Below are 17845 nucleotides of genomic sequence, written 5' to 3'. Positions count from 1 at the left end.
GTTTCGCCCTATCCGAACGCTTTAAAATAAAATGTAAGCACTTACATTAAAGGGGGGATTGGTTTGAAGAAGATTTGTTACGTTCTGTTATCGCTTGTCTGTGTCTTTATTTTCAGCGGATGTTCTGTGGGCGAAGAGGCATCGGGGAAAAAAGAAGACATTACGCTCAGAATCGCGTGGTGGGGCGGGCAGCCAAGGCATGATTATACAACAAAGGTAATTGAACTTTACGAGAAAAAGAATCCTCACGTCCATATTGAATCGGAATTTGCGAACTGGGATGACTACTGGAAAAAGCTTGCGCCCATGTCTGCCGCCGGCCAGCTTCCTGATGTCATTCAAATGGATACCGCTTACTTAGCCCAATACGGAAAGAAGAACCAGCTGGAAGATTTAACGCCGTATACAAAGGATGGAACGATTGACGTCAGTACAATCGACGAGAATATGCTGTCGGGCGGAAAAATCGACAATAAGCTTTATGGATTTACGCTAGGTGTCAACGTGCTGTCTGTGATTGCGAATGATGATTTGCTGAAAAAAGCCGGTGTGTCTATCAATCAGGAAAACTGGACGTGGGAGGATTACGAGAAGCTGGCGTATGATCTTCAGGAAAAAGCTGGTGTCTACGGTTCCAACGGAATGCATCCGCCTGATATTTTCTTCCCGTATTATTTGCGAACAAAGGGTGAGCGCTTTTACAAAGAAGACGGCACTGGCCTCGCGTATCAAGATGATCAGATGTTTGTCGATTACTTTGAACGGCAGCTGAGGCTGGTGAAAGCGAAAACGTCCCCAACACCTGATGAAAGCGCACAGATTAAAGGGATGGAAGACGATTTTATCGTCAAAGGCAAATCAGCGATTACATGGAACTACTCCAATCAATATTTGGGCTTTGCCCGGCTGACAGACTCGCCGCTGTCTCTCTATCTGCCGCCGGAGCAAATGAAGGAAAAGGCGCTGACATTGAAGCCGAGTATGCTGTTTTCCATTCCGAAAAGCTCTGAGCATAAAAAAGAGGCAGCGAAATTTATTAATTTCTTCGTGAATAATGAGGAAGCGAACCAGCTGATTAAAGGCGAGCGAGGCGTTCCAGTCTCCGACAAGGTGGCGGATGCGATTAAACCGAAGCTGAATGAGGAAGAAGCCAACATCGTGGAGTATGTAGAAACCGCGTCAAAAAACATCAGCAAAGCCGATCCGCCAGAGCCTGTGGGAAGCGCGGAGGTCATCAAGCTGCTGAAGGATACGTCAGATCAGATTCTGTATCAGAAGGTATCGCCGGAAAAAGCCGCCAAAACGTTCCGGAAAAAGGCCAATGAGATATTAGAGAGGAATAATTGACGGGAAATGGGGCTGACGCAATGAAAAAAAGCCGGAGTATAAGAAAAGACAATCTGGCGGGATATGCTTTTATTTCTCCGTTTATCATCGGGTTCCTATGTTTTACGGTGATCCCGATGGGGGCGTCCCTGTTTCTGTCCTTCACGAGCTATGACTTGTTTACGGCGCCGAAATGGATCGGGCTCGACAACTTTAAGGAAATGTTTACGGGTGACGAAAAGTATTGGCAGTCTCTGAAGGTGACGTTTACGTATGTGCTTGCCGGGGTTCCGCTCCGCCTCGGCTTCGCGCTTTTTATCGCTGTCATTTTAAACAATGCAGCAAAAGGAACGTCCATTTACAGAACGCTCTTTTATCTGCCTTCGATCATCGGCGGGAGCGTCGCCGTGGCAATCATGTGGCGCAATATTTTTGGCAATGACGGGGTCATCAATGCGCTGCTGTTTTTTGTCGGGATTGATCAAAAAATTCTTTGGTACCAGAATCCGACAAGTGCGCTGTGGACATTGATTCTGCTGTCCGTCTGGCAGTTCGGGTCGTCAATGCTGATTTTTTTGGCCGGGCTGAAAAACATTCCGTCTTCGTATTTGGAAGCGGCAAGTGTGGATGGGGCAAATCGGGTGCAGCGTTTCTTCAAGATCACGCTTCCGATCCTTACACCGATTATTTTCTTTAACCTAGTGATGCAGACGATTTCTGCTTTTATGACATTTACACCTGCCTATATCATTTCGAAGGGCGAGGGCGGGCCGCTTGACGGGACACTTCTCTATTCGCTCTATTTGTTCCAGCGTGCGTTTAACTATTTTCAAATGGGCTACGCATCGGCGATGGCGTGGGTCATGCTTGTCATTGTCGGGCTGATTACGCTCATATTGTTTAAAACATCATCATATTGGGTTCATTACGAGTCAAAGGAGGAATGACGGATGGAGCCGGTCAACCAGCCTGTCAGAGAAGCCCCGGTTTTTGAGAGAAAAAAAGCCGGGCGCGTCAGTCCCAAACGCATACTGTTCCATGTTTTTACGGCAACGCTGGCGGTGTTGCTGCTGTACCCGGTTATTTGGCTGTTTGTCAGCTCGTTTAAAGAAAGCGCCAGTATTTTTACAACCTCACATTCTCTCATTCCAGACCCTTTTATTCTCAGTAACTATGCTGAAGGGTGGAAGGGCATTGCGGGACAGCCGTTTCTGACGTTTATTAAAAACTCGGCGATTATTGTCGGGCTGTCAACAATCGGTGCCGTCATGTCATCGGCTGTCATTGCGTACGGATTTGCGCGTATACCGTTTAAGGGAAAAAAATTTTGGTTTGCGTGCATGATGGGGACGTTAATGCTGCCTCATGAAGTGTTGATGATTCCGCAGTATATTATGTTTGCGAAATTAGACTGGCTGAATTCCTTTAAACCAATTGTCGTTCCGCAATTTTTCGGGCATGCGTTTTTTATCTTTCTGATGATCCAGTTTATCCGGACGATTCCCGAGGAGCTGGATGAAGCCGCGCGAATCGACGGATGCGGACGTTTTGCCTGCTTTTGGCGGATCATTCTCCCGCTGATTGCCCCCGCGCTTGCGACGTCTGCGATTTTCTCCTTCTATTGGAAGTGGGAGGAGCTGATTCAGCCGCTCTTGTATTTGAATAAGCCGGGGCTTTACCCTGTTTCACTTGCACTGAAGCTTTTTCTCGATACAGAGTCGGCTTCGAACTGGGGCGCGATGTTTGCCATGTCAGCCGTCTCGTTATTGCCTGTGATTCTTGTTTTCTTTTTGTTTCAGAAATATATCGTTCAGGGCATCAGTACGACCGGATTAAAATAAAAAGGAGTGTTGCAGATGGCACAGCTTATCTTTGATGAAGAAAAGGTGACGTCGGTTATTGACCGGATCGTGAAACGGACATTTCAGATGGATTTTGCATGGGATTGGCCGGGCGGCGTCGCGTTTTACGGCGTGGCGGAGGCCTATAAAGCGACAGAAAACGAGGAATATATCAATCTGTTAAAAACGTGGGTGGATGAACAGCTGGAGGATGGGCTGCCGCCGCTTTCGATCAACGGAGTTTCCATTGGGCATACGCTTTTGTTCCTCCACAAGGTGACAGGTGATGACGTGTATTTGGAAACAGCGGCCGAGATGGCGGAATATGTGCTGCATAAGGCGCCGCGCTTTGGCGAGGGTATCCTTCAGCATACGGTGAATGCGGCAGAATACGTATTCCCTGAACAGGCATGGGCGGATACGCTGATGATGGCTGGGCTGTTTATGCTGAGAATCGGGCGGGTCATGGAGCGTGAGGATTATTTTGAAGACGGCCTGCGCCAGTTTCACGGACATGAGGATGTGCTTCAGGACCCTGTCACGAATTTGTACTACCACGCCTGGGACAACAAAGCGCAAAATCATCTGTCGGGGATTTATTGGGGCAGGGCGAACGGCTGGGCGGCACTCACGATGGCAAAGGCGCTCCCGCTTATTGAGGTGACACATCCTTCCTTTATGATCATCGACGGATCGCTCAGAGACCAGCTGAGCGCGCTTGTCCGGCTTCAGGATGAATCAGGGCTGTGGCATACGATTTTGGATGATCCGGATTCTTATCTGGAGGTTTCGGCATCAGCGGGTATTGCTTCTGCTCTGATATCGAGCGGAAAGCTGTATACAAAATATGTGCAGAAATCGCTTGCCGCCATTTTGGATGCGGTGGAAGAGGACGGACGGGTCAGCAAGGTATCGGCCGGGACAGCCGTCATGAAAAATGCCGAAGGATACAAACAGGTGCCTTACAAACGAATACAAGGATGGGGGCAGGGGCTTGCGCTGACGTTTCTTGCTGATGTTTTGAAAACGAAAAAACGCGTGTATCAGTAAAGACAGCGGCGGGGGGAAAGGGATGAAAAAACAGCCTCAACAGAAGGAACGGGTTTCTCGCTGGAAGGGAACGTATTTCAAAAGAAACTTTGTCTTCATTTTGCTGATTGCCTGTATTCCCGGATTGCTGACTGGCGGCGCAATCTACTTTCTTTCGATCGACAAGGTGGAGAAAGAGCTTCAGAGATCGCATGAAACACAGGTGGCGCGTGAGGTCAGCCGAATGGATGAGAAGCTGGGAGTGCTTGAACTGGCACTCACCCAGATGGCCTACGATTCTTCACTGATGAACGGATTGGCCGAGAGGGATTTGGAGAAAGACTTTACGTTCTCCTATCAATTAACGAAAAAGCTGTTTCTTTTGCGGGACCAGCAGCCGCTGATCGAGCAGGCTTCCATCTTTCTGAACAGCCCCCGGCCACTTGTGCTGAGCCCTGAATACAGCGCTTTGACAGAACAGGAGGCGCTTCGCAAGTATCGCTCGCTGCTTGCCTCAGACCACAGCATTTATTGGAAACGGTCGGGAAAACAAGCGATGCTGATCCAGCTCATTCCGGGCGCGGCGGAGAAACCGTTCGGCGCGATCATGCTGGCGGTTGATCCGAAAGAAATGGAATCAATCCTGCAAAGCTTGTCCCCCTATCCTGATGGCAGTGCGCTGCTTTTAGATCAAAATCAAGAGGTGCTGTTTCATGAAGGGGAAAAAGATTTTGAAAAGACTTTACTTCAAGAGATAAAAAAACAGCCTGCTGAGAACGGCCATTTTCAGTTGGAATGGGAAGGCAAGGTGTATTCTGTCTCCTTTGGAGAAATGAACCGGATGCATCAGCAATGGACCTTTGTGTCAGCGGCGCCTCTTTCAGCTATTACAGCGCCGATGGTGTTTTTATCAAAAGTGATCATCGTGATGCTGGTCATTTGCATCGGTTTGGCGGTATGCATGACATGGTATGCATCAAAAAAAATCTATCGTCCCATTCAGCATTTGCTTGGCTTGTTTACCGGAGGAGAGAAGAAAGTATGGCAGGCGTCCGGGCAGGATGAATTCAAGTGGATTGAAAAGAGATGGCAGGATCTATCCCTTGAAAGCCGGAAGCTCCAAGAGCAGCTCCTGCGGCAGACGCCCCATATGAAAAAAAGTTTTTTGCAGCACCTCTTGCAGGGGGATTTTTACTATGACAACGAGGACAGTCTCAGATCTCGGATGGAGGAGGCCGGCTGGAACATCGGCGGAAACGTGTTTCATGTGCTTGATCTACAGGTGACAGGACTCCGCTGTGAAAAAAGCATCTTCTGTTGCGATGATGAACAGCTCGCTGTGTTTACACTGACTAATATCGCTGAGGAATTGGCGGATAAACGCGTTTTTCAGCTCTCCATACTTGATATCGGCCGGCTTTCTATCACCGTTCTTGTGATGAAAACAAACAGCTCTGATCTGAAGGCGTATATAACGGAGCTGGCACGCCAATTTGGGGATGTAACCGGACTATGCCTGACCTCGACATTGAGCAGCAAAACGGAGCGTATCACGGAAATCCCTTCTTTATTTCAGAATGTGAAAAGCGGCAAATCCCGCAGGCAGTTTGCTAACCGGGATCAGGTCATTGATTTGCAGGCAGACTTTCCTCAGAATGAGCAGTTCGCTCCTTATTACCCCTTTGAGCTGGAAAAACAAATTGTTCAGGCCATCCGGCTGGAAAGAAAACAGGAAGCCAAGGAACTGATAGATGGATGTATGAGGGAACTGGCGGAAAAGGCAGCCATAGACAGGCATGTGCATTCCGCCCTGATTCAGCTGTTTTCCCGCATTCAGGAGGATATTTTGCATTCCGGGCTCAATCCCAGCGAACTATTTCAGCACCGGAATCCGTTTCTTGATATTTCAGAATTGCGCGAACCTAATGAAGCGGCGGCCTGGCTGATGGATGTAGTGGTGACGCCTTACCTTTCCAAGCTTGAGGGCAGAAAAAACAGACAGCAAAAGCAGCTGGCAGAACGTGTGATTGCGATGATTCACGAACAGTATATGGCGGACATTTCATTGGAAAGCTGTGCCGATGCGCTTGGCATGAATTCATATACGTTAAGCAAGGCATTTAAGCAAGTGACCGGCATTAATTTTATCGATTATGTGACCCAGATCAGAATCGAAAAGGCGAAAGAACTGCTGGTCAATACGAATAAAAAAATTCATGACGTGTCAGAAGAAGTCGGCTACCGCCACAATTACTTTAACCGGATTTTTAAAAAACAGGTCGGCATGCCGCCGGGTGTCTTCAGGCAAATGTATCAGGAAACGCCGTGAAAGGAGAGAACATGTGATGAAGAAACCGATTCAAGTATTTTTAGCGGGGGATTCCACTGTGAGTGACTGCCCGCCTCATGAAGCGCCGATGGCGGGGTGGGGGCAGGTATTCGGGCAATTGTTTTCTGAAGAGGTAGTGGTGCACAATCATGCCAAAGGAGGAGCGAGCACCAATTCTTTTGTGGAGGAAGGAAGGCTTCAAGCAATTGCCGAATGCATCACACAAGGCGATTATTTGTTGATTCAATTCGGCCACAATGACCAAAAACCGCGGGGGACGAAGCCGTACTCCACATTTCAGCAGTTTCTTACCTTGTTTGCAGATACGGCACGCGAAAAGGGCGCGCATCCTGTGTTCGTCACATCGGTGCAGCGCCGCCGCTTTGATGAAAACGGACGGATCGAGCATTCCCTCGGTGAGTATCCCGATGCGATGAAAGCACTGGCGAAGGAGCTCGATGTACCTGTGATTGATCTGCTTGCGAAAACAAAGGTGCTGTATGAAGCATACGGGCCGGAGGAGTCGAAGCGATTGTTCGTTTGGTTTCAGCCGAATGAACATCCGAATTACCCGGACGGTATTGAGGACAATACGCATTTTTCGGAAAAAGGTGCAATGGAGGTTGCGAAGCTTGTGGCAGAAGGCATTGAAGAGCTCGGACTTCCGCTTAAGGACCACCTTGTGAGCCGGGAGGGAAAAGAACATGTATAAGGAAGGCGCGTGCCTGTACCGCAATCCGCTCCGGTCTAAAAGCGATGTGAAGGACTGGCGGATGGAGGGAGGCGGACAGATCTCATTTGATGATCACAGCTTGCACCTGTCACATGTCCAGGACGATGTGCACTTTGTCTTTTGGTGTCCGGAAACCTTTCCAGACGGCATCATTGTGACATGGGACTTCTCTCCGATCGAGCAGCCGGGATTGTGTATGCTGTTTTTTTCTGCTGCGGGAATGGGAGGCGAGGATTTGTTTGATCCAAGTCTCCAGAAAAGAACGGGAAAATACCCCGAGTATCATTCGGGGGACATCAATGCGCTCCACCTGTCGTATTTCCGCAGAAAATACGCGGAGGAAAGAGCGTTCCGCACCTGCAATTTAAGAAAAAGCCGTGGTTTCCACCTCGCCGCAATGGGGGCCGATCCGCTGCCTTCTCCAGACGACGCTGATTCTCCGTATCGTATGAAGCTGATCAAAGACAAAGGCTATGTGCACTTTTCAATCAATGGTCTGCCCATTCTTGAGTGGATGGACGACGGCAGCACATATGGGCCTGTGTTAACAAAAGGAAAAATCGGGTTCCGGCAGATGGCCCCCATGAAAGCCGTTTACAGGGATTTTGCCGTACATCAAGCGGTGAGAAGATGAAGACGACTGTAACGGATGCGCTTTATGCAGGCTCCGAAGCGGTGGTGAAAATAGCATGGCTCAACGGGCTGTGGCTGTTGTTTACACTTTTGGGCGGCGTTCTTTTCGGATGGGCGCCGAGCACAGCCGCGATGTGTGCCGTTATAAGGAAATGGCTGATGGGGCAAAAGGATGTCCCGATATTTCCGTTATTTCTCGATACCTATAAAAAAGAGTTTCTCAAGGTTAATGCGATCGGATTGGCGTTTTCGGCTCTTTTGATCATATTGTCTGCCAACTATCATTATTTTTCTGCCAGTACGAATTGGCTGTCCTTTGCCGTAACAAACTGCACGCTGCTTGCAGGGCTTTTGTATATCATCGCGCTGATGTATGTGTTTCCCCTTTATGTGCATTACCAGCTCCCGCTTCGCAAATATATTCCGCAGGCACTGCTGTTTGGCGCCATGAGACCGCTGACAACCGGCTGTATGCTGATCGGGTGCGGATTTGTCCTTTATTTGCTTTATACGCTTCCTGGCCTGATCCCATTTTACGGCCCGTGTTTATTTGGGCTTGTGTTGATGTTTTTTGCTCTAAGGGGATTTCAAAAGACGGAGGCCCAGCACCATCAAGCCGGGTAACAAAAAAGTGACAAATACGCAAAAAAGTGCAGTGTCCGAAATAGGCAGATGCAAAAAAGTGAAATTGAAGACAGCTCACACAGCGCATAAAATCCAATTTAAGTAAGCGCTTACAGATAAATGAGAAGGAGCTGTCTGATGATTACACGAAGGAAACGCATGTTTACCGCTGTTACGTTGCTGGTCTTGTTGGTGATGGGAACCTCTGTATGTCCTGTGAAAGCTGAAGGGGCAGCGCGGCAGATGGAAGCGCTGAACCGGGGGCTTGTAGCGGTCAAGACGGACGGGGGCATTTTTGTCAGCTGGCGGTTTCTTGGAACCGAAAACGCATCTGTTTTGTTCAATGTGTACAGAGACGGGCAGAAACTGAATGCTGCGCCTGTCAAAACCACGAACTATGTAGATAAAAACGGATCGGCGGGCTCAACGTATACGGTTCGGGCTGTTGTAAACGGTACCGAACAGCAGGCTTCTGAAAAAGCCTCCGTATGGGCGCAGCCGTATCATTCCGTCCCGCTGGATAAACCGGCTGGCGGCACGACGCCAAAGGGTGAAGTTTACACGTACAGCGCTAATGACGCAAGTGTTGGCGATGTGGATGGTGACGGGCAATACGAGCTAATCCTGAAATGGGACCCGTCTAACTCAAAAGACAATTCACAGGATGGCTATACGGGTGACGTGCTGATTGACGCGTATAAACTGGACGGCACAAAGTTATGGCGGATCAATCTCGGCAAAAACATCAGAGCGGGCGCGCACTACACCCAGTTTATGGTGTATGACCTTGATGGTGACGGAAAAGCGGAAGTGGCAATGAAAACGGCAGACGGGACAAAAGACGGCACGGGCAAAGTAATTGGAGATGCCAATGCAGATTACAGAAATGAACAGGGGCGTGTGCTTTCAGGCCCTGAATATCTCACTGTGTTTCAAGGTTCAACCGGGAAAGAGCTTGTCACCGCAAATTTTGAACCGGCGCGCGGCAATGTGTCGGATTGGGGAGACAGCTACGGCAACCGTGTTGACCGTTTTCTCGCCGGCATTGCCTACCTTGATGGACAGCGGCCGAGCCTGATCATGACCAGAGGGTATTACGCTAAAACCATGCTAGTTGCCTATAACTTCAGGGATGGAAAGCTGTCAAAGCTTTGGACGCTGGACTCCTCAAAGTCAGGAAATGAAGCGTTTGCCGGACAGGGGAATCACAACCTGAGCATCGCGGACGTTGACGGGGATGGAAAAGATGAGATTATTTTCGGCTCAATGGCTGTTGATCATGACGGGAAAGGCATGTACTCGACCGGCTTAGGCCATGGGGATGCCCTCCATACAGGAGATCTTGATCCGGGCCGGCCGGGGCTTGAGGTGTTTCAAGTTCATGAGGACAAAAATGCAAAATACGGCTTATCTTTCCGGGATGCTGCAACCGGAAAAATCCTTTGGGGCGTTTATGCCGGCAAGGATGTAGGCCGGGGAATGGCTGCTGATATTGACCCGCGTTATCCGGGACAGGAAGTGTGGGCAAACGGTTCTCTCTACTCAGCGAAAGGGGTCAAAATCGGAAGCGGGGTTCCGTCCTCGACCAACTTCGGCATCTGGTGGGACGGCGATCTGCTCCGGGAACAGCTGGACAGCAACCGAATTGATAAGTGGGATTATCAAAACGGCGTATCGAAAAATGTGCTGACTGCATCAGGCGCAGCGGCTAACAACGGCACAAAAGCAACACCGGCGCTTCAGGCTGATCTGCTCGGTGACTGGCGCGAGGAAGTCGTGTGGAGAACGGAGGACAGCAGTGCTCTGCGCATTTACACGACGACCATTCCGACTGAGCACAGGCTGTATACGTTGATGCACGATCCGGTGTACCGGCTTGGCATCGCCTGGCAAAATGTCGCCTATAACCAGCCGCCGCACACAAGCTTCTTTTTAGGAGACGGCATGGCGGAACAGCCAAAACCAAATATGTATACGCCTTAACTGAAAGGGGGAAGGAACGGGCTGCGCGCAGCCCGTTCCCATCAAATGAAACCAAAAAAGAGGCAAATGGAATACTTGACCAGAGGTTTGATTGCGGTAAAGACAGAACAGGGCGTGTTTGTCAGGTGGCGTTTTCTCGGCACGGATCATGAGACGACGGCTTTTCACCTTTATCGAGATGGAAAGCGGATCACCCGCGATCCAATCGCTGAAAGCACTAATTTTCTCGATCAAAACGGAACGGCTGACTCTGTTTATCAAGTGGCGGCTGTCAATAAAGGACGGGAAGAAAAGCTTTCCAAGGAAGCTCGTGTTTGGCAGGAAAATGTTCTGGAGGTTCCGCTTGCCAGACCGGAAGGCGGTGTGACGCCGGACGGAAAGCCGTACACTTACAGCGCCAATGATGCCAGTGTCGGGGATGTAGACGGGGATGGAGAATATGAAATGATCCTGAAGTGGGACCCATCCAATTCAAAAGACAACGCTCATGACGGTTATACCGGGGAGGTGCTCATAGATGCCTATAAACTGGACGGCACCTTTTTGTGGCGCATCAACCTCGGCAGAAACATCAGGGCGGGCGCTCATTACACGCAATTTATTGTGTATGACCTGGATGGTGACGGAAAAGCAGAAATCGCCATGAAAACAGCTGACGGCACAACAGACGGGAAAGGACATATCATCGGTGATGAGCATGCCGATTTTAGAAACGAACAGGGCAGAATTTTGTCCGGTCCGGAATATTTGACGGTGTTTAAAGGAGAAACCGGTGAGGCGCTCACAACCGTGGAATATGAACCGCCCCGCGGCAAGCTGGAGGATTGGGGAGACGGCTATGGAAACCGGATGGACCGTTTTCTCGCCGGGATCGCTTATTTGGATGGGGAGCGGCCGAGCCTTGTAATGGCACGCGGCTACTATACGAGAGCCGTGCTCGTGGCATACGATTTCAGAAACGGAAGGCTCAAAAAACGCTGGGTATTTGACTCCAACCAGCCGGGACATGAAGTGTACGCAGGACAGGGGAACCACAGCTTAAGCGTGGCGGATATCGACGGAGACGGAAAAGATGAAATCATATACGGCGCAATGGCTGTCGATCATGACGGAACCGGCCTGTACTCAACGGGGCTCGGGCACGGAGACGCGATGCATGTAGGGGATCTGGACCCGTCACGAAAAGGGCTTGAAGTGTTCCAGGTGCATGAGGACGCCACGAAGCCGTACGGACTGTCGCTGCGAGATGCCGGAACCGGTGAGATATTATGGGGCGTCCATGCTGGAACTGACGTTGGCCGGGGCATGGCGGCTCATATTGACCCAAGCTACAAAGGGTCGCTCGTCTGGGGAATTGATCCGCCGGGCAATGATGGCATGTCGTATGGGCTTTTTACGAGCAAAGGCGAAAAAATCAGCGACAAAGCGCCCTCTTCAGCCAATTTCGCCATCTGGTGGGACGGTGATTTGGTCAGAGAACTGCTTGATCATGACTGGGACGGAACGATCGGCAGGCCAAAGATTGAAAAATGGGATGCTGAAAACGGCTGTCTGAAGACGATATTTCAGCCGGCCGGCGTGCTGTCCAACAACGGCACGAAAGGAAACCCGGTTCTTCAGGCCAACCTGTTCGGAGACTGGCGGGAAGAAGTGATATGGAGAACGGAAGACAGCAGCGCGCTCCGTATCTATACAACGACACATCTCACCCGCCACCGCTTTTACACGCTGATGCATGATCCGGTTTACAGGCTCGGCATCGCCTGGCAGAATACCGCCTACAACCAGCCGCCGCACACGAGCTTTTACCTCGGAACGGGAATGAAAAAACCGCCGAAGCCCGCCCTGTACATAGCGGGAAGCAAAGCGGAGGCGCCGCTGTAGGAGGACTAAGGGATAAGACGTAAAGGCTGAACGCTACGACAAGATGATTAGAGAACGGGCAGGACGAACCAATGCACAAACGCTGTACGCACCGGTTTTTTCAAGGGAAGAGCTATCCGTGATGGAAGCTGTATAAAAACGAGGGGGAATGAAAAATGGCAAATCATATTTATCTTGCCGGCGATTCGACTGTTCAAACGTATGGAGACAGCACAAATCAAGGGGGCTGGGGGCAGTTTCTCGGCTCGCATCTGCCGGAGCATATTCAGGTGATCAACAGAGCGATCGGGGGAAGAAGCTCGAAAACATTTGTGGAAGAGGGCAGGCTTCAGGCAATCCTTGATGTGATCGAGCCGGATGATTGGCTGTTCGTGCAGATGGGCCATAATGACGCGTCGAAAAATAAGCCGGAGCGCTACACCGAGCCCTACACTACTTATAAACAATATTTAAAGCAGTATATCGCAGGCGCGCGGGAAAAAGGCGCCCATCCGCTTCTCATTACCCCCGTAGCCCGCTTTCATTACGAAAACGGCGTGTTTTTGAACGATTTTCCAGATTACTGCATTGCCATGAAGCAGACGGCTGAAGAGGAAAATGTCCAGCTCATTGATCTGATGGAGAAAAGCCTTGCTTTCTTTACTGAGAAGGGCGAGGAAAAAGTATACACCTATTTTATGATTTCAGAAGGGATTAACGATTACACGCATTTTACAAAAAAAGGCGCAAATGAAATGGCGAAACTTGTGGCAAAAGGCATAAAGGAGCTCGGCCTGCCATTGACAGAATCGATCATCAAAGAAAGGTGAAAATATGATGAGAAAACTGTATCATGGCGCTTGCTATTATCCGGAATTATGGGATGAAGAGACGATTCAGCAGGACATTGACATCATGCGTGAAGTTGGCGTAAATGTTGTGCGGATCGGCGAATTTGCCTGGTCTGTCATGGAACCTGAAGAAGGAAAAATTGACGTCGGTTTTTTCAAAGAAATCATCGCCCGGCTGTATGATAGCGGGATCGAAACGATTATGTGCACGCCGACGCCTACACCGCCGATTTGGTTCTCACATGGCCGGCCCGAACGCATGCATGCCAATGAAAAAAGAGAGATCATGGGGCATGGCTCCCGTCAGCATGCCTGTACGAACAACCCGTATTTCCGAAAAAAAGCCGCCATCATCACCACAGCCATCGCCAAGGAGCTTGGCCGGCTCCCGGGGCTGATCGGCTGGCAGCTAGACAATGAGTTTAAATGCCATGTTGCAGAATGCATGTGTGAGACATGCTTGCGCCTATGGCATGACTGGCTCAAAAATTGCTACGGGGTAATTGAGCGCTTGAATGAAGCTTGGGGAACCGATGTGTGGAGCGAGACCTATCAGACGTTTGAGCAAGTCCCGCAGCCGGGACCGGCCCCGTTTCTGCATCATGCCTCTCTACGCACTATGTATCAGATGTTTTCGATGGAGATGATCGCTTCGTTTGCGGATGAACAGGCCAAAATCATCCGCTGCTATTCAGATGCGCCGATCACGCATAACGGATCAGTCATGTTCAGCGTGGACAATGAGCGAATGTTTCAGAATCTCGATTTTGCCTCCTATGACACGTACGCTTCGCAGGAAAACGCCTCTGCCTTTTTATTGAACTGTGATTTATGGAGAAATCTGAAACAAGGGCGCCCGTTTTGGATTTTGGAAACGAGTCCGTCGTATGCCGCCTCGCTTGAAAGCTCCGCTTACCCGCACGCAGACGGGTATTTGCAGGCCGAAGCCGTATCGTCCTACGCCTTAGGGAGCCAGGGGTTTTGCTACTGGCTATGGCGACAGCAGCGTTCAGGCAGCGAGATTTCCCACGGTTCGGTTCTCAGTGCCTGGGGCGAACCCACCATCGGCTATCAAAATGTGCTGGCGGTTGAGCGGGCAAGAAAGGAAATCGAGCCTATTATTCTATCGACTGAACCCGTTCAAGCCGAGGCGGCGATGACTTACTCTGACAGAGCAAAAGCATTTATTAAAACTGAGCCTCACCGGGGACTCCGGCATCGTTCGCTTGTGACGCATTTTTATGAACGTATTCTCAACACGGGGATTCATCGTGACCTTATTCCGGAAGGCGCTCCACTGGACGGCTATCGCTTGCTGTTTACGCCATTTGTGCCGTATTTGTCTTCTGAATTTATCAAAAAAGCTTCGGCATTCGCTGAAGCGGGCGGCATCTGGATCACCGGGCCGCTGACAGGAGGGCGCACATGCGAGCATACCATTCATACCGATTGCGGACTTGGCGAACTTGAGAAAACGTCAGGGATCAAAACACTTTTTACCTTTCCGATGAATGAGAACGTGAATGCAGGAAAAGCGTTTGGCATCACGGCGCCGCTCGGACTATGGAGCGCGGTGTTTGACACAGAGAGCGGAAACACCCTTGGCACGGTTGAAGCAGGACCGGGGGCGGGCCATGCTTTTCTGACGGAACGGAATTACGGCGAGGGGAAAATTGTCATGCTGGGCTCGCTTCCATCCGGGAAAGAAGGGGATGCGATGCTGGAGGCGCTTGTCAGGCATTACGCCGCTGAGGCAGCCATTTCTGTCCGCTCGGATGTAACACCCGGCACGATCGTTGCCCCGCGCAAAGGCGATAACGGCCTTGTGTGGATCATCGTGAATATGGATGGAAAAGGAGGAAGTGTGACACTGCCGGAAGCGGGAACAGATCTGTTGACGAACCGTTTGGAAAAGGCGGGGAGGCTGGCGGTCGGACCGCATGAATACCGTGTGATTCAATTTGACAATCACAGCTGATTCTTTGCATCGAATCAGCTTTTTTCTATGGAGGGAGAGACCGATGAAAAAGATCAAATGGTTATCAGAACAGCCAAAGTTGACAAGCGGCGTGACGTGGGGCGTGCCATGGAAAAAAGGAGAATTAAAAAAGGGAGACCGTCTGGCGCTTATGAATGAAAACGCGGAAACGCGATATGTGCAAAGCGAACCGTCGGCCTATTGGCCGGACGGGAGCATCAAGTGGACGAAGCACGCGGCGGTGTTTGGCGGTCAGGAAAACCAAAGCTTTACAGTTCGCAAAAGAGAAGTGCCGCAGCCAACTGAATCGCTCAGCATTCTTGAGACAGAGCATGACATCCAAGTGAATACAGGAGCACTCGTTTGTACCATTCATAAAACAGGATCTGATTTCATTCAATCATTGCAGATCAACGGAAAGCCGATCGCCGCAGGCGGGAGGCTCGTTGCAATAAGAGAAACGAGAAAAGAGTCGGCGGCGGAAACGGTTTTTTTGCATGAAAGGTCTGCCAGCTTTATCAAACGGGCGGCGATTGAGCAGAGTGGTCCTGTCAAAGCAGTAGTCAAAATCGAGGGAGTGCATGTGCTCCATAAAACGTATGAGGAATGGCTGCCGTTTGTCATCCGATTAACGTTTTATGCCGGGCTGTCTGAGATCGGCCTTGTGCACACGCAGCTGATTGACAGGAGCGGTAAACTAGAATTCGTTAAGGGGCTCGGCATCGAATTCGACCTTTTTTTGGAGGGAGAGCCGTACAACCGCCATTTCCGCTTTGCGGGAGAGAAAGGGATGTACAAAGAACCCGCCCAGCTGTTTGGCACACGTAAATTCAATGAACGGTATCCGCTTTATGAAAAACAAATCAATGGAGAAACGCTATCACCAGATGAAGAGCATAAGGAATGGTTTGCGCACGGAACACAGAATGCGGTTTGGGACGATGTGAAGCTTGTTCAGGATTCAAGCGATCATTACAGCCTGTCTAAACGGACCGGAAAAGATTATGCGTGGATCGGCATGCTGCATGGCTGCCGGGCGAAGGGGCTTTGCTATGCGGGCGGAAAAAATGGCGGTGTGGCTCTCGGCCTGCGGTATTTCTTTGAGAAATACCCTTCAGCACTGGAAATCACAGGTCTTGCCGGCAGCCGCCCCAAAATGACTATCTGGCTTTGGCCTCCGGACGGCGAAGCGATGGATTTGCGGCATTATACAGGAAACACCCACGTGGCCAGCGCGTATGAAGGCTTTGATGAAATGCGCTCTGATCCGACAGGCATTGCGAACACAAATGAAATCAGCCTGGCGTGCTTTTCGCACATGCCGTCTGACGAAGTCCTCAATGCGCTGGCTGACAAATGGCAGGCGCCGCCGCTCATTGTATGCGAGCCGGACGTCTATTACGAATCAAAAGCACTCGGGGTATGGAGCATCATTGACACATCCCATCCGCTCAAAAAAGAGCTGGAAGAACAGCTTGATGCGGCCTTTCTGTTTTATAAAAAGGAAGTAGAGCAACGCAGATGGTACGGTTTTTGGCATTATGGCGATGTCATGCATACGTATGACCCGATTCGGCATATGTGGCGGTACGATCTCGGCGGATACGCATGGCAAAACAATGAGCTCGTTCCGACCCTATGGCTGTGGCAGGCGTTTTTCCGCTCAGGCAGAGAGGATATCTTTCGCATGGCAGAAGCCATGACCCGCCATACGAGCGAAACGGACAGCTTTCACCTCGGTGAATACGCCGGGCTTGGCTCACGGCATAACGTTGTGCACTGGGGATGCGGCTGCAAGGAAGCGAGAATCAGCATGGCCGGGCTTTATAAATTCTATTATTATCTGACGGGTGATGAGCGGACGGGAGATCTTTTGACAGAAGTGAAGGATGCCGATTATGCCCTCGTCAAAACCGATCCGATGCGCGCTTTTTACGAGAAAGGCAAGCACCCGACTCACGCCAGAACGGGACCGGACTGGGCGGCGTTTTGCTCGAACTGGCTGGCGGAATGGGAGCGGACCGAAAATCCGGAATATCTCAAAAAAATCGAAACGGGAATCAACTGTCTGAAGCGGCTGCCGCTCCGCTTATTATCTGGCCCGACATTTGAATATGATCCGGCGACCTCGATGCTTCATCATATAGGAGACGGCATTGCGGGCGGATATCATATGATCATTGCCTTCGGCGCGCCGCAAGTGTGGATGGAGCTGGCTGAGCTTCTTGATGACCGGGAATGGGAGGATATGCTGAGTGAATTCGGCGAATTTTACACACTCAGTGATGAGGAAAAACGAAAAAAAAGCGGAGGCGCTCTTCATGACGGGCATTTTCACTGGCCGATGTTCGCCGCCGGTATGACAGCCTACGCCGCAAGAAAAAAACAAGATCCTCATCTCGCCGCCAAAGCGTGGAATCTTTTGCTAGAAGATAAGCTCAGCCATACGCCGCTTCCGATCAAACCGGAGCGCATCGAGACATGGACGCAGCTAGAGGAGCTTCCATGGGTGACAACGAACACTGTCTCTCAATGGTGTTTAAATGTCATAGCGGCGCTGGAACTGATCGGAGATTCCCTTCCGGCAAAAAAAGAAACATCGGGCAAAAAAGGATAACAGCCGGAATTTCATAGGAGAAATGGTGCAAAAAATGA

Annotated in this window: 13 protein-coding genes; all 13 read left to right on the top strand. The window is 50.4% G+C overall.

Translation table 11 applies throughout. From position 1 onward, the window contains the following. The first annotated feature begins 63 nt into the window (after positions 1-63). The 13 genes from FB592_RS17265 to FB592_RS17205 all read left to right on the top strand — a co-directional run bounded on the left by FB592_RS17265 (position 64) and on the right by FB592_RS17205 (position 17807). Complete coding sequence (locus tag FB592_RS17265) at positions 64-1347, top strand: ABC transporter substrate-binding protein (RefSeq protein WP_103803326.1); 1284 nt, start codon at positions 64-66, stop codon at positions 1345-1347. Then, the gene (locus tag FB592_RS17260; RefSeq protein WP_080351456.1) at positions 1344-2273 is read left to right on the top strand and encodes a carbohydrate ABC transporter permease; all 930 of its coding nucleotides are present in this window, start codon (positions 1344-1346) and stop codon (positions 2271-2273) included. The genes FB592_RS17265 and FB592_RS17260 overlap by 4 nt, the downstream gene beginning before the upstream one ends. A 3-nt stretch (positions 2274-2276) precedes the next feature. Next, positions 2277-3167, top strand: a complete 891-nt coding sequence (locus FB592_RS17255) for a carbohydrate ABC transporter permease (protein ID WP_049140819.1) — start codon at positions 2277-2279, stop codon at positions 3165-3167. Between the two features lie 15 nt (positions 3168-3182). Then, positions 3183-4217 carry a rhamnogalacturonyl hydrolase YesR gene (yesR, locus tag FB592_RS17250; RefSeq protein WP_049140820.1) on the top strand — a complete coding sequence of 345 codons (1035 nt, stop codon included), beginning with the start codon at positions 3183-3185 and terminating at the stop codon, positions 4215-4217. Between the two features lie 22 nt (positions 4218-4239). Continuing rightward, positions 4240-6525, top strand: a complete 2286-nt coding sequence (yesS, locus tag FB592_RS17245; protein WP_049140821.1) for a transcriptional regulator YesS — start codon at positions 4240-4242, stop codon at positions 6523-6525. A gap of 13 nt (positions 6526-6538) precedes the next feature. Beyond that, positions 6539-7237: a rhamnogalacturonan acetylesterase gene (rhgT, locus tag FB592_RS17240; protein ID WP_134156845.1), complete on the top strand. Its 699-nt coding sequence runs from the start codon at positions 6539-6541 to the stop codon at positions 7235-7237. Then, positions 7230-7892, top strand: coding sequence for a YesU family protein (locus FB592_RS17235; protein WP_015715476.1), 663 nt, complete (start codon positions 7230-7232; stop codon positions 7890-7892). The genes rhgT and FB592_RS17235 overlap by 8 nt, the downstream gene beginning before the upstream one ends. Then, entirely contained in the window at positions 7889-8515 is a 627-nt protein-coding gene (locus tag FB592_RS17230; RefSeq protein WP_015715477.1) for a YesL family protein, read from the top strand. Before FB592_RS17235 ends, FB592_RS17230 begins: the two co-directional genes overlap by 4 nt. 138 nt (positions 8516-8653) lie before the next feature. Continuing rightward, positions 8654-10498, top strand: coding sequence for a rhamnogalacturonan lyase (gene rhgW / locus FB592_RS17225; protein WP_465072511.1), 1845 nt, complete (start codon positions 8654-8656; stop codon positions 10496-10498). Between the two features lie 45 nt (positions 10499-10543). Continuing rightward, positions 10544-12382, top strand: a complete 1839-nt coding sequence (gene rhgX, locus FB592_RS17220; protein ID WP_141949845.1) for a rhamnogalacturonan exolyase — start codon at positions 10544-10546, stop codon at positions 12380-12382. A gap of 155 nt (positions 12383-12537) precedes the next feature. Then, positions 12538-13191, top strand: a complete 654-nt coding sequence (locus FB592_RS17215) for a rhamnogalacturonan acetylesterase (protein ID WP_003233813.1) — start codon at positions 12538-12540, stop codon at positions 13189-13191. A 7-nt stretch (positions 13192-13198) separates the two neighbouring features. Then, positions 13199-15190: a beta-galactosidase YesZ gene (gene yesZ, locus FB592_RS17210; protein ID WP_141949844.1), complete on the top strand. Its 1992-nt coding sequence runs from the start codon at positions 13199-13201 to the stop codon at positions 15188-15190. Between the two features lie 43 nt (positions 15191-15233). Further along, positions 15234-17807 carry an exo-rhamnogalacturonan lyase family protein gene (locus tag FB592_RS17205; RefSeq protein WP_141949843.1) on the top strand — a complete coding sequence of 858 codons (2574 nt, stop codon included), beginning with the start codon at positions 15234-15236 and terminating at the stop codon, positions 17805-17807. The last annotated feature ends 38 nt before the right edge of the window (positions 17808-17845 follow it).

It is taken from the genome of Bacillus sp. SJZ110 (assembly GCF_006715455.1).
Taxonomy (GTDB): Bacteria; Bacillota; Bacilli; order Bacillales; family Bacillaceae; genus Bacillus; species Bacillus subtilis.
This window is presented reverse-complemented; position numbering and strand designations above follow the sequence as displayed.

Coding starts and splice junctions, on each gene's coding strand:
- rhgX (WP_141949845.1), top strand. CDS start 10,544: ATGAAACCAAAAAAGAGGCAAATGGAATACTTGACCAGAGGTTTGATT.
- yesR (WP_049140820.1), top strand. CDS start 3,183: ATGGCACAGCTTATCTTTGATGAAGAAAAGGTGACGTCGGTTATTGAC.
- rhgW (WP_465072511.1), top strand. CDS start 8,654: ATGATTACACGAAGGAAACGCATGTTTACCGCTGTTACGTTGCTGGTC.
- FB592_RS17230 (WP_015715477.1), top strand. CDS start 7,889: ATGAAGACGACTGTAACGGATGCGCTTTATGCAGGCTCCGAAGCGGTG.
- yesZ (WP_141949844.1), top strand. CDS start 13,199: ATGAGAAAACTGTATCATGGCGCTTGCTATTATCCGGAATTATGGGAT.
- FB592_RS17215 (WP_003233813.1), top strand. CDS start 12,538: ATGGCAAATCATATTTATCTTGCCGGCGATTCGACTGTTCAAACGTAT.
- yesS (WP_049140821.1), top strand. CDS start 4,240: ATGAAAAAACAGCCTCAACAGAAGGAACGGGTTTCTCGCTGGAAGGGA.
- FB592_RS17235 (WP_015715476.1), top strand. CDS start 7,230: ATGTATAAGGAAGGCGCGTGCCTGTACCGCAATCCGCTCCGGTCTAAA.
- FB592_RS17255 (WP_049140819.1), top strand. CDS start 2,277: ATGGAGCCGGTCAACCAGCCTGTCAGAGAAGCCCCGGTTTTTGAGAGA.
- FB592_RS17205 (WP_141949843.1), top strand. CDS start 15,234: ATGAAAAAGATCAAATGGTTATCAGAACAGCCAAAGTTGACAAGCGGC.